A 15310-nucleotide genomic window follows, 5' to 3' on the forward strand; every position below is an offset into this window, starting at 1 on the left:
TGTCGGTCGCGTCTCAGCGGCGGCGGACCCAGCGCTCCCACCAGCGCTCCCACCCGGGCTCCCAGAGGCGCCGGCCCCGCGCGCTCGCCGCGCGCCGCGGGGCCGCGGCCGGGCCGGCCCAGTCGGAGGTTGCCCCGAGCGCCGCCGGCAGGGTGGCGACGAGCGCCGCCGGCCCCTCGATGTCCCAGCCGATCACGCAGCAGCCGCAGCCGGTGCTGCGCACGCGGGTGAGCCGGCCGGCATGGGCCAGCATCCAGCGCTCGGCGGCGGCGACGTCGTCCCCGTCGCCCACGTCCACGCATAGGGAGGCGCGCGCGTGGCCCGGGGCCGGCGGCCCCTCGGGCATTGGGTCGACCCGCCCGTAGAGGGCCCGCAGGGCGTCGGAAGCCGGTCCGGCGTCGCCGGCGCTCACGGCGCGCCCATCTCGGCCAGCTGCCGTTTGGCGAAGGTGCAGGCCGCGAAGTCCGGGTTGATCGCACAGGCCATGTCGAACGCCGCCCGGGCCCGGGACGCCTCGGCGGCGACGCCCTCGCCGAGGCGATAGGCCTGGCCGAGCATGGCGCAGCCCCAGGCGCCGCGCCGGTCGCAATCGAGACGGAAGCTCCGGGCGAGGCAGGCATCCGTGTCGGCGCGCGTCGCGGCGCGGAAGGGATCCTCCGCGTAGCCGCCGTTCCGGATCCCGGCCGCCCGGTTGGTGCAGCCCGCCGGGAACCCGCCCGCGCAGGCGAGGGCGTAGAGCCGCTCCTTGTCGAGGATGTCGGCGACGTCGAGGGAGTGGTGCTCCAGGGCGAGGGCGAGGTCGAAGCAGGCCGGAGCGTTCGACCACCGGGTGCAGAGCGCGTAGCAGGAAGCGGGCTCGCGGGCGCAGCGGCGCTCGGTGGGCCGGCGGGGCGCGAACGCCCACCGCCAGAACGGGCGCTCCCGCGCGAAGGTGTCGGCCGGGCAGGTGCCGAAGCTGCGCAGCAAGGCCGGGTCCTGCCGCAGCGGCGCCGCGATCTCCGCGGCCTCGGCCTTGTTGAAGACGGGTGCGGCGGGCGCCTCGTCGGCCCGGGACGCCCCCGGTCCGAGCGAGAGGACCGGGGCCAGGGCGAAGAGCGCGGCGAGGCTGGTCCAAAGGTGCCCGGCCGGGAGGCTCCGGGCCGGGCTCATCGGCGCCGTCGCCAGCGGCGCAGCAGGCGTCGCAGGCCGAGGAGCAGGGCGACCGCGAGGACGAGCAGCCCGAGCGCCGGGTGCAGCAGGGCGGCCGCCTGGAACAGGACGAAGATCCCCAGGACGACCTTCCAGGGCTTCATCGGGGCGTCGTCGGGCTCCGCGTCCGGCGCGGCCTCCGCGCGGGCGGCCGGTTCCGGCGCGCCGAGACGCGGTCGCCCGGAGGCCGGCACGCCGCTGCGGCCCGGTACCGGCGCGGCCGCAGCCCTGGCCGCGGCCGCCTCCGCCTGCCGCGCGGCGGCCGCCTCGGCCTCGGCCAGGATCGGGTCCGGCTCGGGCGCGGGGCGGGGGGCCGGCACCCACCAGCGGGCGAGGGGCACCTCGCCCCGCGCGGACCGGGCGCGGAAGTCCGACTGCCGGGGCGCCGTCACCGGGGCCGAATGGCGGTCCGCGAGGGCGCGGGCCTGCGCGACAAGCGGTGCGCCGGTCTCCGGCGTGACCATCCGGACGAACTGGGCGAAGCCGACCGCGGCGCGGAGCACGCCCGCCTCGCCGGCCGCGCCCCAGCGGCGCCCGGCCGGCCCGTGCCGCTCGAGCCCGTGCAGGAGGGCGCGGAAGCGGCGCAGGGTCTCGCGGGGCACGCCGACCCGCTCGTTGACGGTGAGCCCGGTCACCTCCTGGTGCCGGCCGCGGCGCATCACCCGGGTCTTGTCCGGATGGACGGTGAAGCCCTCCCCGGCAACGATGGCGTGGACGTATTTGAGCAGCGCGCCGACCTTCCCGGCGGCCTCGCCGGAGGCCGAGAAGGTCAGGTCGTCGGCGTAGCGCGTGTAGGTGAAACCGAGGCTGCCGGCGAGGCCGGCGAGCCGGGCGTCGAGCCGGGTGCAGACGAGGTTGGTGAGCGCGGGGCTCGTCGGCGCGCCCTGCGGCAGCCGGCGGGGCCCCCGGGCGGCGTAGAGGCGGGCGCCGTCGATCTCGACCGCGTCCACGTCCGGCTCGGTGCAGAGCAGCGCCAGCACGGTCGCCACCGGCTCGGCGTAGCCCAGGCCCCGGAACTTCCCCTTGATCCGCCGGTAGTCGAGGCTCGGGAAGAAATCCTTGAGGTCGAGATTGACCACGACGTCCCGCCCGACATGGGCGGCGGCGTTGGTGACGATCGAGCGGCCGGGCACGAAGCCGTGGGCCGCCGCGTGCACGGGGACGTGGGCGAGGAGCGCGTCGAGGATCCAGTACTGCGCCCGCTTCAGGCGCGGCATCGGCGCCGAGATGCGGCGCAGGCCGCCGGCCTTCTTGGGGATGGTGAAGCGCCGGTAATGGCTCACCGCGCTGAGCGCCCGGTCGTAGGCGAGGAAGCGCAGCTCGCCGAGGCCGATCCCCATGGCCTCGGCCAGCGCCTTCGGGCTCGCCAGGGGCGGGAGACCGGGGGCGGGCCCCCGCCCCGGAGCGTCCGCGTGCGCGAGGCCGGCCGAGACGCCGTCGCCGAGATGGAGGATCTCCGCCTCCCGGCGCGCGTGCCACGCCTGCGCCCGGGCGTGGCGGTCGCGGGCGTTACGCAGCCGCGTCTCGCGCCGCCGCTCCAGCGCCGCCGTCTTGCGGCGGCGATGCATCTCCTTGAGGGCGGCCTCCGGGTCGCGCCACGCCGCCTCCCGCCGGTGCAGGTCGGCGAGGGCGCGGGCGATCTCGCCGCGGCGGCGGATCAGGTCGTCCGGCGGGTTGGGCTGCGCTTCCCCGTCCGGCCAGAAGCCGAGCCGGATCATCTCCTCGAGGATGACCTCGTCCTTCGAGCTCTCGCGGATCCGGTCGTAGAGCTGCTGGCGGGTCAGGCTGCCGGGCTGCTGGCTCATCGGCGGCCTCCGGCGCAGGCAGGAGGCGTGACGGGGGACGTCGGCCGGGATGCCTTCGTCAAGTCTCGGGACTGGCCCGGTCCACTCGACGCCGGCACGACCACCGGTGCGCGTTTGGGTTCAGCGAACCCAAACCGCGAACGCGCACCGGTGGTCAGTGCCGGCCCAGTGAAGAGCGGGCCAGTGACGCTTTGCCGGGCAGGGTGCAGGGACGGCGAATCGCCGCCCGAAATGCAAGGTCCGCCCCGGCCGACGCCCCCCGTCGCGGGGAGGATAGGCCAGGCGCGCGGCCGCATCAATCGGGTCCGTCTCACGCCTGCCACCGCACCGGCTTGCCCTCGACCTGGGCGTGGACGAGGCGGCGCACGGCCAGCATGTGCTCGCAGGGGCCCCGGGTCATCCGGTTGTGGGTGTAGAAACCGCACTGGCAGCTGCCGCCGACCATGCGGTCGTCGGAATCGAGCTCCACCGCGGGCCTCAGGCTCCGGCCGTCGTCCAGCACGGTCCCGCTCAGGCGCCGCCTGTCGCCGGCCTGCTCGACGGGCCCGAGGGTGACCAGTCCGGCCGCCAGGAACCGGTCGGCCTTGGCCTCCTGCTCGGAGGCGAAGCGCAGGGCGCCCGGCGCCAGCGGCTCCCGGGTCAGCTCCCGCAGGCGGTAGACCCGCTTGTCGAGGTCGAACATGGCGCGGCCCGCCTGCACGTAGCCGCCGAGCGCCGCCTCCACGGTCGACCGGTCGAGGCCGGTCTCGGCGGCGAGTTGCCCGGTGTCGGCGGCGTGGTGGCGCCGGAGCGCCGCGAAGACCCGGGCGGCGGTGTCGGCGTCGACGTCGGCCCGGGGCGCGAGCAGGTCGAACTGCCCGGCCCGGGACCAGTCGTTGGCGGTCCAGCCCGACAGGCCGAGGGTGAAGCGCAGGCCGCCGAAATCCACCACCGCGAAGCTCGGCAGACCGGTGCCGAGGAGGTGCAGCCGCACCGACCGGGCGAGCGGCAGGGTCCGGGCCAGGATCGCGAGGCGCCGCCGGCCCCACAGGCGGATCTCCGCCGTCTCGCCCCCGCGGTAGATCGAGCGCCGGAAGGTCAGCCGCTCGTTCCAGGGCTCGATCAGCACGCTGACCGGCCGGCCGGGCTCGAGCAGGAACCGCAGGGAGCGCGGGCCGTGGCGCTCCCGGCGCGCGGCGAGGCGGGTCAGGATCGCGTGCATGTCGACTGGGTGCAGGTCCACCACGTGGGCGGGCTGCGCCATGGCGCTCGACACCTGCAGGAAGCCCCGCATCCAGGAATCGGGCAGGTCGATCTTGTCCTCGCGGTAGGCGGCCTCGCCGGAGGTCTGGACCGCGAAGCCGGTCGGGTCGATCGCCAGCTCGGTGTCGCGGTAGCTGCGGATCTTCTGGAACTCGTCGTAGAGGGCGTGGCTGTAGTCGATGTTGGTCGTGCCGCAGGCCATGTCGCCGATGCGCGCGAACGTGTCGTGGTCGCAGGACAGGCGCCCGTAGCTCGATTCGTCGAGGCTGAACGCCTCGAAGAAGATCTCGTCCGGATGGACCGTGATGACCGGGTCGAGCACGATCCAGGCGTCGAGGTTCTCCCGGTAGAGATAGTCGAAGTACCGCTTCCGCGCGTCGTAGAACGACCGCATCACCGCGTCGGAGCGGGCCGCGATGTCCCGGGACTCGGCGCGCAGCGCCTCGATCTCGGCGCGCAGGCTGTCCTTCTCGGCGAGGGCCTCGGCCAGGAGCTCCTGCTCGTGGGCCTGGAGCCACGCGAAGTAGGCGGTGCGGTCCTTCGGCTTGAAGCGCAGGTCCGACACGACGACGTGGTGCAGGGCGGAGATCGCCTCCCGGAACGGCAGGTGCCGCGCCACCGTCCCGGCGAAGTAGGTCGGCTCGCGCAGGGTGTCGGGGACGAAGCCGAGCCGGGTCGCGTCCGCGTCCGAGACGGCCCGGCTCTCGCCGAGGTAGCGATGGACGAAGTTCATCGGGCCTCTTCCGAGACGGAGACGGGTCCCCGCGCCTCCGGCGGGCGCCGGACGAGGGGCACGGCGAGATCGGGATGCGCGTCGGCGACGTCGCGCAGGGCCAGGATCGCGGCGCTGCGGTCCCGGGCCGTGCCACTCAGGGTCAGGTCGGCGAAGAGCGGCAGCAGCGCCTCGGCGCGGGCGCGGCTGCGCAGGGCCTCGGCCCGGAGGAAGGCGGCCATCCGGTCCTTGGCGACCCGGCCGCGCAGCACCTGCAGCATCACGATGCGGGCGAGGGGGATCAGCCGCGCGAAGGCCGCCTCGCTCGCCACGGCCTGCTCGGTGAGCAACTCGGTGAGCAGGAGGTGCATCGACGGGGCGGGGTGTTCCAGGAGGCGCAGGACCTGCGCCTCCGCGTCCTCGGGCCGGAGCCGGCTGCGCAGGAGGTGGCGGGCGAGGGCCAGGACCTCCGGCTTGACGCTGTCGGTGACGACGGCGAGCGCCTCGGGCGTCCAGGCGGTCTCCGGCCACGCGTCGAACAGGCCGCGGGCGAAGGCGAGGGTGTCGGGCCAGTCGCTCTCGACCAAGAGGACGGCCTCGGCCGCCGCGGCCTGGAACCGGGCCGGGTCGGCCGCGAAGGCCGCCATCGCCCAGTCGCGCACCGATCGGTAGGGGTGGCCGCCGAGGCGGGCGATCTGGCGGACGCTGAGGGCCTCGGCGCGCCGGTCGGGCAGGAGGGCGGCGCCGAGGCGGCGGGCGCCGTCCGCGCGCGCCTGCAGCAGGCGCCACAGGGTGCCGTCGTCGAGGGCGGCGCATTCCCCAGGCAGGGCCTCGCGCAGCAGGGCCACGGTGTCGGCGGCGTAGGCGTCGTCGGGCGCCGCGCGGAACAGGCTGCCGATCAGCTCCCGGGCGAGGCGGGGAGCCAGGCCCGGATCCGCCGCCGCGAGGCGCACCACCAGGGGCCGGGCGGCCCGCCGGACGGCGCTGTCGGGCCCGCTGGCGAAGGCGACGATCCGGTCCGCGTAGGGCCCGAGCCGCGCGTCGTCGAGGCGGGCCAGCAGGACGAGGGCGGCGATCCGGATGTCCTCGGATTCCGCGCCGATCAGCGCGTCCCAGCTCTCCGGCGGCAGGCCGGCGGCCCCGGCCTCGGACTGCGCCAGGAGGGCGAGGCCGGCGGACCGGACCGCGGCGGATGGGTGGGCGATCAGGGCGGCGGCGGTCTCGGACGTGACCGGCAGGTCGCGGTCCGGCCACAGGAAGGGCAGGGCGGCGCGCAGGCCCCGGATCGCGGCCGTCGCGGCCGCGTCGGGCTCCGGCGGCATCGCCCGCAGCCACGCCACCAGCCGCGCCACCAGGGGCGCCGCGAGCCCGGTGGGCAGCGCCCGCGCCCCGGCGAGGCCGGGGAGGGCCGCCTGGACGTCCGGCTCCGGGCTCGTGAGCAGCGCGGCGGCGAGGTCGGGATCCGACCAGACGATCGGCGCCTCCGCCTCGAGGCGCCGCAGGGCCAGCGCCCGCGCCTCCGGCTCCGGGCTCGCGAGCAGCGCCGCCACCAGGGCGGCGAGTTCGGCAGGCTCGGCGATCCCGGCGGCGAGACGCGCCTGGGCGGTCCGGAACGCGAAGGTCCGCACGGCGTCGTGCGGGGCGGCCAGCAGGCGCCCGATCTCGCTGGCCGTCAGGGCCGCGCAGGCCCGCGGGTCCGCGCGCAGCACCCGCAGGCCCAGCCGCGCCACCGGCTCGATCCGCCCCTCCGCGGCGAGGCGGAGCGCCAGGTCCGGGCGGGCGCTCCAGAGGTCGGGGAAGGCCTCGTCGCGCCGGTCGGGATCGACGGCGCCGGTCTCCAGGAAAGTCAGCGAACCCGTCCGCGGCCGGGCCTCCGGGGCGTGGCGGTACAGGAGATGGCTCGCCGTCCAGTTGCGGCCGAGCGGTCCCCGCGCCCGCGCCTGCCGGCCCCAGGTCCCGTCCGGCTGCCGCCCCCAGGCGGTCCAGCGGGTCGGGGGATCGAGATCCTCCGGCCCGAGCGCCAGCAGGAAGCCCGCCGCCAGCGCCGCGAAGGCCGGGTCCCCGACGGCGCCGCGCTTGCGCAGGGCGCGCCAGATCCGCCGCTTCATGTAGGCGCGGGTGGCGGTGGACAGGCCGAGTCGCGCCTCCGGCCCCTGGCGCGCCGCGTCCACCGCGACGTAGCGCCGGAGGTCGGGGACGTAGGCGTGGCTCCGGCCGGCCTGATACATCGCCTGCGCGGTCTCGAAGCGCTGGGCGGTGGCGCCGAACAGGGCGGCATCGTCGGCCATCTCGGCGTGCTTGAAGAGGCGCCGCAGGCCGATCAGGTAGGGCGGCCGCGCCGGCAGCCGGAGCAGGGCGGCGCAGAGCGTCGCGTGCAGGCCGGGCGCCGCCTGCGCCCGGCGGCCGAGCGCCACCAGGGCCGGCCCGACCCGGCCCGGATCGTGCCGGGCGAGGCCGTCCAGCGCCCCGCACAGCCCGTCGACGTCGCCCGCCTCGGCCGGCCGGGCGACCATGCCGGGCAGGTCCGGCTCGGCCTCCGGCGGCCGGTAGGGCCCGGTGAGCGGGGCGGCGAGCGCGAAGCGGGCGAGGTCGCGGACCACGCTCCCGGGCGCGTCGGCGGCGATCGCCGCGAGCGCCGGACCGGCCTGTGCGCCCGCCGCCCGGGCGAGCGCCCAGACCAGGGCGTAGCTCGCCCGCGCCGGGCCGAGGCCCCGCGCCAGGGCGATCAGGTCTGGGGCGGTCGCGGCCAGCCGCAGCTCGCCGATGCGCCAGAGCAGGCGGTCGCGGTCACGCTCGGCCCAGCTCTCGCGCAGGCAGGCGGAGAGCCGCGCCTGCAGCACGCCATCGCGCCCGTCGGGCGTCGCCTCGGGTGCGGCGGTCTCCGGGCCGTCGACCCGCCGGTAGCCACCGTTGATCTTGGAGACGACCACGCTGTCGAACACCCGGGCGGCCGCCTCGGCGGTCACGGGCTGGGGCGTCTTGGAGCCCTCGCGCAGGGTCGCGCCGCGCCGGCCGTAGCGCGTGTTGACGAAGTAGCGCTCGGGCGTCCCGAGGGCCTCGTTCTCGATCAGGTCGACGTCGTAGACCTTGTCGGAGGTGGCGTCCCGCAGGTGGAGGCGCGCCGCGCGGATGACCCTCATGCCACCGCGCCGGCCCGCGCGGCCGGGCAGGAATGCGTCGCGCGCGCGCGACGGTCGACGGGTCCTCGCATCCGGGCTCCTCGCGAAACGACCGGGACGGGCCGGCCGGCGAATCGCGGCGCCCGAAGCCGCGGCAACCTGCCCCAGCGGGACCGAGGGGGCAACCGCGCGCGCACGATTCCGTGATCGGGCCTCATCAGGCCTCTTCCGGCCCGGGATCGTCGCGCATGGCGGCGACCCAGAGGGCGGCCCGGGCGAAGGGCTCGGACTGCGCGCCCGGGGCCGCCAGGGTGGCGGAGAGGAAGGCGGAGAGCCGCGCGGCGGTGGCCGGGTGCCCCGCCGCGGCGAGGCGTGCGACCAAGTCGGCGCCGCCGGCGCGGGCGCTGGCCGCGAAGGCCCGCCGCCCCGCATGGAGGGCGTTCGCCAGGAGCGCGGCCGCCTCGTCGAGGAGCGTGGCCGGCCCCAGGTCCGGCGCCGGCGGGATCGGGTGGCCGGCGCCGTCGGGGACGGCGAGGTCGGGCACGACGAGCCGGTCGACCGACACCGACCAGGGATCGCAGACCAGGGTGCCGTCCGCGATCCGCACCGGGCCGGCGACCTGCCGCACGGGTCCCCAGCGCCCCGCGCAGGCGCCCGCGAGGGCGTTTAGGGCGTGCGGCGCGGCGGGGTCGTAGGCGCGGGCGAGATGCAGCGTGTCGCCCGCCCCCGGCAGCGCGACGGCGGCCTGCCACGTCTGGGCGCCGGGCGCCCAGGCCTGTCCCAGGACCGCCTCGACGGGGAAGACGTGGAAGGCCTCCAGCCGGTCGCGCGGGCGCAGGAAGACGGGCGGTCGGTCGGCGAGGCGGCGCAGGATCGACGGGACGTCCCGCGCCGCCAGGGGGGCCGGCAGGGCCACCAGGGCGTCCCGCGGCAGCAGCGCCGTGCGGCCCCGCGCGCCCTGGCCGAGGGCGAGGAGCCCGTCGGCCCGGCGCCGCGCGACGCTGGTCAGGATCTGGCCCTGGCCGGTGCCCGAGACGGACAGACCCGGGCTCAGGAGGCGCCCGGGCAGGCCGGCCGCGATATCCGCCTCGGCTTCGCCCGGCGCGAACGCGCGCTCCAGCGCCAGGAGCGCGCCGGTATCGGTGTCGGCCAGCGCCACCCGGGCGGTGGCGCCGCGCCCGCGGGCGAGGAGCCGGGCACCCAGGGAGATGAGGCGGGTCTTGCCCATGGCGGTCTCGTAGGGCTGGCCGAGGCCGAGGGCGGCCTCCCCGCCCCGGACGCGGCCGAGGAGCTCCGTGGCGAGCGCCAGGACGACGGCCGCGTCGTAGGCGGCGTGGCGCCCGGCATAGGCCGCGACCTGCCCGTCGAGATCCGCCTCCGCCAGCAGGAGCTGCGTGGCGCCCCGCCTCTCGGCCGCCCGCCGGAGCCGGACGAGGGCCGCGCCGTGCGCCTCCGGCCCGGACACGACCCCGGCCTCCAGCAGGCCGGCGACCACCCGGTCGGCGGCCTCCGCGAGGTCCGTCTCCGCCGGCTTCGCCTCCGCTCCGGCCGGGGCCGCGCCGCCGAGGCGGATCTCGGGGGCGCCCGCGGCCTCCCGGAAGGCGCGGATCGCCAGGGCGACGTGGGCGCAGCCGCCCCCGGCCGCGCAGTCGCAGCGGGCGTAGCCGACAGCGTCGGGCACGAGGAAGCGCACGGTCGCGGTCGGGAGCCGCGCGGCCGGGACGGCGCCCCGCTCCAGCCCGACCGTGATCCCACCCGCCAGGAGGCGCCGCAGCTCCGCCGCCGCCGCGCCGCCGAGCCCCGCCTCGAAGGCCGCGCCGTCGAGGGTGCCGGGATCCCAGGCGACCGGCGCCGCGGCCGGCACCGCCGCACCCTCGGGATCTCCATCGCCGGCCCCATCGCCGGTCCCGTCGGCCGGCCCGTCCGCGACCGGGGCGGCCCGGTAGGCGACGACGAGGGCGACCCGGTGCCGGCACATCCCGCTCGCCGGGCAGGTGCAGCTGGCCTCGCCGGGAGGCCGGCCGGGGCCGAGCCGCGTGACCGTGCCGTCGGCGAAGCGCGCCTCGACGGTGCCGTCCCCGGCCTCCGCGAGGTCCGGCCCCTGGCCGGCGGCCACCTCGCGCAGCGCCCGCTTCACCAGCCCGGCATTGGCGAGCTGGATCAGGCCGTCATCCGTGAGGGCGCGGAGGTCGGGGCGGGCCATCGGCGCCGCTCAGGCCCGGATCGCGGCGGCGAGCCAGCCGGCGAGCTCGCCGGGCGTCATCGCGCCGATCTCGGCGCCGGCCGCTACGAGCCGCTGGGCCATCGCCCGGTCGTAGGCGGGCCGCGCCTCCGAATCGAGGGCCGCGAGGCCCAGCACGCGGGTCCGCTGGCCGGAGAGCGCCCGCACCTGCTCGACCAGGGCGGCCTCGCTCGCGCCCTCGTAGAAGTCGGAGACCAGGACCACGATCGCCCGCTCCGGCGCGGTGATCAGGCCGGCCGCGTAGCGCACGGCGCCCCCGATATCGGTGCCGCCGCCGAGCTGGACCTTCATGAGCATCTCGCAGGCGTCGTCGCAGTCGCGGGTCAGGTCCACCACCGCCGTGTCGAAGGCGACCAAGTGGGTGCGGATGCCGGGGAGCTTCCACAGGCAGGCGGCCATCACCGAGGCGTGGATCACCGAATCGAGCATCGACCCGCTCTGGTCGACGAGCAGGATCACCTGCCAGGGCCGCATCTGGCGCCGGTTCCGGGCGAAGAAGTGCAGCCGCTCGACGGTGATCCGCCGGCTCTCGGGATCGTAGTGGCGCAGGTTGTCGCGGATCGTCCGGTTCAGGTCGAGGTCGCGGGCGCCGGGCAGGCGGGTGTGGCGCCGCCGGTCGAGCACCCCCGAGAACGCCACCGCGAGGTCCCGCGCCAGCCGCTCCATCAGCTGCCGCACCACCTCCTGCACGAGCCTGCGGGCCATCACCAGCACGTCGGGCGCCATCAGGTGCTTGGTGCGCAGGACCGCCTTCAGCAGCGTCTCGTTCGGCTCGACCCGGGACAGCACCTCGGGGTTCGTGACCACGTCGTCGATGGCGTAGAGCTCGATCGCGTCGCGCTCCAGCCGCTCGATCGTCTCGCGGGGGAAGAGCGTGTGGACCGCGTTGATCCAGCCCGGCACCGTCAGGGTCGAGCCCTCGCGCCCGCCCTGGCGGCGCTCCCCCCGCGCCGCGCCCTCGGCGTCGCGGCCGTAGAGCCAGTCGAGCGCCTGATCCATGCCGGCCGCATCGCCCGAGAGGGCGCAACCGGCCCCCGCGCAGGCGGAATCCGCCGCCTCGCCCAGGATGAGTCGCCAGCGCGTGACCGGGTCGAGGCTCACCGCAGCCGCGTCCCGGCGAGGAGGCTCGGCCCGCGCAGGAGCTCGCTCGCCGTCACCGGCGCGAGCTCGCCGAAGGCGCGCTGGCCCGGATCCGACCGGCTGCTCCAGGGCGAGCCGAGGGTCAGGTCGCCGAGGGTCTGCTCCCGGTCCTCGAACTCCACCGCGCCGGTGAACAGGCCCTCCGAGAAGGTCAGCGACGCCTGGCCGGCTGCGCCGCCCGGGAAGGTCACGGCGCGCTCGATCCACCACACCACCCCGGCATCCTGGGGCGCTCCGAGGGGCCAGCCCCGGGCGGCCATGCCGCGCAGGCGGTTGGCCTCCACGACGGTCCCGGCGAAGCGGCTCGTGGTCGATGCGGCGGCCTCGGCCTCCGTGAAGGCGTAGGTCTCGCGGGCGAGCTGCGGGAAGGGCTGGACGATCTCGTAGTCGCCGAACAGCGCCCCCCAGGCCGCCAGCGCCCCGGCATCGAGCTGCAGGGGATGGACGAGGCCGATCAGGCCCGGGGCCGCCCCGGTCAGGTCGAGGTCGAGCGGCGCGTCGTCGGCATCCGTGAAGGTCAGGTCCTCGGCCACCCGGAAGGTCAGGCCTGGACCGGTCCGCGGGTCGGCATCCGCGAAGGTGGCCCAGACGAGGCGCTGGGCGAGGTGGCGCACGAGCGGGTGCGCGGCGAAGCAGGGGGCGAACACCGTCGGCTGGACCCGGCGGGCGCCGGCGAGCATCGCCTCCAGGCGGGCCACCTGCAGGCTCGCCACGGCCCGCGCGTCCTTTCTCAGGGCGCCCCAGCGGGCCACCGCCGCCGCGGCCTTGCCGGCCTCGTCGGCCTTGGCGGGCTTGGGCAGATCCTTCAGCCTCTGGCCGGCGGCGTCCCGGACCCAGGGCTTGAGGGTCTCGTCGAACCCGACCCGGAACCCGCGGGGGCCGAAATCGAGGTCGAGGCCGCCGCGCTCGTCGAGGTCGAGGTCGGGGGCGAGCCGGTCGGCCAGCTCCTCGGGGGTGAGGCCGCGGGCCTCGGCGAGCTGGGCGATCTTCTGCCGGGCCTTCTCCTGGAGCCCCTTGAACTTCAGCTTCTCGGCGATGCCGTTGAGGTTCATCAGCGCGACGTCGGTGCCGATGTCGACCAGCACGTCGAGTCCGGTGACCGCGCGGGCGTGGGCGGCCTCGCCGGGCCAGCGGCGGATCAGGCGGGTCAGGTCGCGGGCGGTGGCGTCGGTGCCGAACCAGCCCAGCGCGCGCAGGGCCCACCCGTCCTTGGAGGGCGTCCCGGCGGCGATCCAGGCGGAGAACAGGTCCCACGCGAAGGCCGCGAGGCTCGCCTCGGTACAGGCCTCGCGGACCATCGGCACGCCGGCGTAGACGGCGTCCGGGTTGGTGAAGGACAGCATCTCGCAGAGAGTCAGGATCGCCGCGTCCGGCAGGGCGGTCCCGTCCCGCAGACGCGGCCGGGTCAGCATGGACGGCACGACCCAGGCGGGCGGCTTGCCGACCTTGGCGGGGACGCGGGCGAGGGGATCGCGGTCGAGCACCTGCGCGACCGCCTCGGTCACGTCCGGTGCCTGGTCCGCGTAGCGCGCGACCACGGAAGCGATGATGGCGCGGCCGTCCGCCCGGTCCTGCGCCAGCACGCGCAGGGCGTGCTCGCCGGCGTCGCGCAGCGCCCCGGGCCGGCCCACGGCGTCGGGCAAGAGGCGGGTGAGGGCGGTCTCGGGATAGCGGCGCAGCCAGGCCAGGGCCGGCTCGCGGGCCTTCTTGAGCTTCGTGAGGGCGCGGGCGGCGGGTGCGGCGAGGCGGCCATCGTCCACCGCCAGGACCGCCGGCAGGAGCCCGACCGGATCGGCCTCGACCAGCCCGACGAGGCCCGGCATCGCCCGCTCGCCGAACCGCGACAGCATCGCCCACACGATCTCCGGCCACTGCGAGACGTGGAAGCATCCCGCGACGACGCGCGACTGGGCCCAGAGGGCGAGCGCCAGGGGCTCGGGCTGCCGCTCCAGGCTGCCGACCAGCTGGCGATAGGGCGAGTTCGCCCAGTAATGGCAGGCCTCGTCGATCTGGGCGACGCGGCCGGCGACCCAGGCGATCAGGGCCGGCGGATCGTCGCGCGGCGGCTCGGAGAGCGGGGGCGGGATCCGGCTCCAGCCCTGCGTCGGATGGGAAAGCTCGGTGGCCGCCACGAAGGCCGACAGCGCCTCCGGGCCGTCGAGGGTCACGGCGTTCCGCGCCCGCCAGTAGCTCGGGGCGACCTCCGGCACCGCGTGCGCGAACGGCGTCGGCAGCGGCGCGAGGGCGAGGACGAGGTCGTCCCGGGTCCGGGCCTTGGCCCGCCAGGGCGGGTCGCGCAGCACCCGCGGCCAGGCGGCGGGCTCCGCGAGGGGCACCGCGCGGGCTTCCGCCAGGGCGTCGAGGATGCCGGCCCCGCGCCCGCCCGACGCCGCGAGCCAGCCGCGGACCCGGTCGAGCCCGTGGGTGTCGAGCGCCCGGTTGACCCGGGCGCGCAGGGCGGGCTCGGACCGGCCGCCCGCGAGGGCCGCGAGGCAGCGGGGCAGGATCGCGGCGGGGTCCGCCTCCAGCGCCGCGTCGAGGGCGGCCGCGACGGGCTTCTCGTGGAGGTGGGGCAGCAGGGCCGGGAGCGCCCCGGCCTCGCCCGTCGACAGGATCGCCAGGGCGACCGTGCGACGCTGCTCGTCAAGGGCGTAGTGCAGCAGCCAGTCGAGGGCCGGCAGGGCCGGCTGCCCGGCGGCGCGGGCCACCGCCAGCAGGGTCGCGGCCGCCTCGGCCGCGTCGAGGGCGCAGTAGACGAAGTAGAGGTGGTAGCTGCGCTTGGCGCGCCAGCGCGCGACCGCTTCCGGCGGCGCGTCGGCCAGCAGCGGCAGGTAGGCCGTGTCGGCCGCGACGTCGATCCCCGCCGACGCGGCGGCCTCGACCACCGCGACGGGCTGGAGCGGGTGCGGGGCGGCCCGGTCGTCGGCCAGGATGAACGCGAAGGCGCAGGCCGCCGGCCAGTCGTGGTCCTCGGCGATCCGGGCGTTCAGGAGCGCGACCGCGGCGTCGTAATCGGCCTCCGGGGCGTGCACGAGGGCGGCCCGCAGGGCGAGGTGGAGCGGCTCGGCCCAGGACAGGCGCTGGTAGGCGCGCGGCGTCTTCGGGGTCGGGCGGCGGCGATCGGCCAGCCGGGCGACGGTCTCCGTCCCGCCCTCGGCCACGGCGTAGCGCAGGACCGCCTCCAGTGCCCCTCGAAGGACGGCGTCGCCGGTGGCGGCCCGGGACGGATTCCCCTGTCGGCGCGCCTCCGCGGCGTCGACGATCGCGTCCAGCCAGGCGGCGAGGCCGTCCCGGTCCGGCGGCGCTCCGGCGAGGCGCGCGGCCTCGGCATCGCCGAGCGCGGCCGCCAGCGGCGCCGCGATCGCCCGCCAGGCCTCCGCCGCGTCCGGGCGCGGACCGGGGCGCAGGCGGGTCGGCAGCGGCACCGCCGCGAAGACCGCGGCCGGGGCGGGGGGCGGGACGTGCTCCGGCGGGGCCTCGGCCGGCGGCGGGGCGGCGGCCGGCTCCGCGGCTCGCTCCGCGGCTGGCTCGACAACCGTCTCGCCGGCCGGCCCGGACGCCTGCGCAGGGGCCGGCTTCGAGGTGGCGGCGGCGGTCGGTGCCGGGGTGGGGGCCGCGGCCGGCGCCGGGGCGAGAGCCGCGCCGTCGGCGCGGACGTAGCCCTTGGCGGTCTTCTCGCGGACGAGCTTGTCCTTCTCCTTCACGGCCGCGGCCGCATCGGCGCAGGTCTTGTCCTTGCTCTGGCCCTGGGTGCCGAGGCGCCCGAAGCGGACGGTGAGCGTCGGGCCGGAGACGCCGACCTCCCAGAACTTGGCCGCGCTGCCCTCGACCAGCTCGTAGCGTTCCATGGCCTGTCTCCCTC

General features: G+C 77.3%; 8 protein-coding genes. All 8 read right to left on the minus strand.

What is annotated here, in order from left to right; all coding sequences use genetic code 11:
* Nucleotides 1–13 precede the first annotated feature (13 nt).
* Complete coding sequence (locus tag ACLBYB_RS25405) at nt 14–412, minus strand: hypothetical protein (RefSeq protein ID WP_447700440.1); 399 nt, start codon at nt 410–412, stop codon at nt 14–16.
* Nucleotides 409–1149 (minus strand): hypothetical protein, encoded by a 741-nt coding sequence (locus ACLBYB_RS25410; protein ID WP_447700441.1) that lies wholly within the window; start codon nt 1147–1149, stop codon nt 409–411. The genes ACLBYB_RS25405 and ACLBYB_RS25410 overlap by 4 nt, the downstream gene beginning before the upstream one ends.
* Nucleotides 1146–2993 carry a reverse transcriptase family protein gene (locus tag ACLBYB_RS25415; protein ID WP_447700442.1) on the minus strand — a complete coding sequence of 616 codons (1848 nt, stop codon included), beginning with the start codon at nt 2991–2993 and terminating at the stop codon, nt 1146–1148. The genes ACLBYB_RS25410 and ACLBYB_RS25415 overlap by 4 nt, the downstream gene beginning before the upstream one ends.
* Before the next feature lie 310 nt (nt 2994–3303).
* Nucleotides 3304–4968 carry an SWIM zinc finger family protein gene (locus tag ACLBYB_RS25420; protein ID WP_447700443.1) on the minus strand — a complete coding sequence of 555 codons (1665 nt, stop codon included), beginning with the start codon at nt 4966–4968 and terminating at the stop codon, nt 3304–3306.
* Complete coding sequence (locus ACLBYB_RS25425) at nt 4965–8087, minus strand: hypothetical protein (RefSeq protein WP_447700444.1); 3123 nt, start codon at nt 8085–8087, stop codon at nt 4965–4967. The genes ACLBYB_RS25420 and ACLBYB_RS25425 overlap by 4 nt, the downstream gene beginning before the upstream one ends.
* A 196-nt stretch (nt 8088–8283) precedes the next feature.
* The gene (locus ACLBYB_RS25430) at nt 8284–10269 is read right to left on the minus strand and encodes an SWIM zinc finger family protein (RefSeq protein ID WP_447700445.1); all 1986 of its coding nucleotides are present in this window, start codon (nt 10267–10269) and stop codon (nt 8284–8286) included.
* A gap of 9 nt (nt 10270–10278) precedes the next feature.
* Nucleotides 10279–11409: a VWA domain-containing protein gene (locus tag ACLBYB_RS25435; RefSeq protein ID WP_447700446.1), complete on the minus strand. Its 1131-nt coding sequence runs from the start codon at nt 11407–11409 to the stop codon at nt 10279–10281.
* On the minus strand, nt 11406–15296 hold the full coding sequence (locus ACLBYB_RS25440) for a DUF4132 domain-containing protein (RefSeq protein ID WP_447700447.1): 3891 nt from the start codon (nt 15294–15296) through the stop codon (nt 11406–11408). The genes ACLBYB_RS25435 and ACLBYB_RS25440 overlap by 4 nt, the downstream gene beginning before the upstream one ends.
* Between the last annotated feature and the right edge of the window lie 14 nt (nt 15297–15310).

It is taken from the genome of Methylobacterium sp. D54C, assembly GCF_053345595.1.

Excerpts from the sequence above, each read along its gene's own strand:
- ACLBYB_RS25410 (WP_447700441.1), bottom strand. The coding sequence starts at position 1,149 with ATGAGCCCGGCCCGGAGCCTCCCGGCCGGGCACCTTTGGACCAGCCTC.
- ACLBYB_RS25425 (WP_447700444.1), bottom strand. The coding sequence starts at position 8,087 with ATGAGGGTCATCCGCGCGGCGCGCCTCCACCTGCGGGACGCCACCTCC.
- ACLBYB_RS25420 (WP_447700443.1), bottom strand. The coding sequence starts at position 4,968 with ATGAACTTCGTCCATCGCTACCTCGGCGAGAGCCGGGCCGTCTCGGAC.
- ACLBYB_RS25430 (WP_447700445.1), bottom strand. The coding sequence starts at position 10,269 with ATGGCCCGCCCCGACCTCCGCGCCCTCACGGATGACGGCCTGATCCAG.
- ACLBYB_RS25440 (WP_447700447.1), bottom strand. The coding sequence starts at position 15,296 with ATGGAACGCTACGAGCTGGTCGAGGGCAGCGCGGCCAAGTTCTGGGAG.
- ACLBYB_RS25415 (WP_447700442.1), bottom strand. The coding sequence starts at position 2,993 with ATGAGCCAGCAGCCCGGCAGCCTGACCCGCCAGCAGCTCTACGACCGG.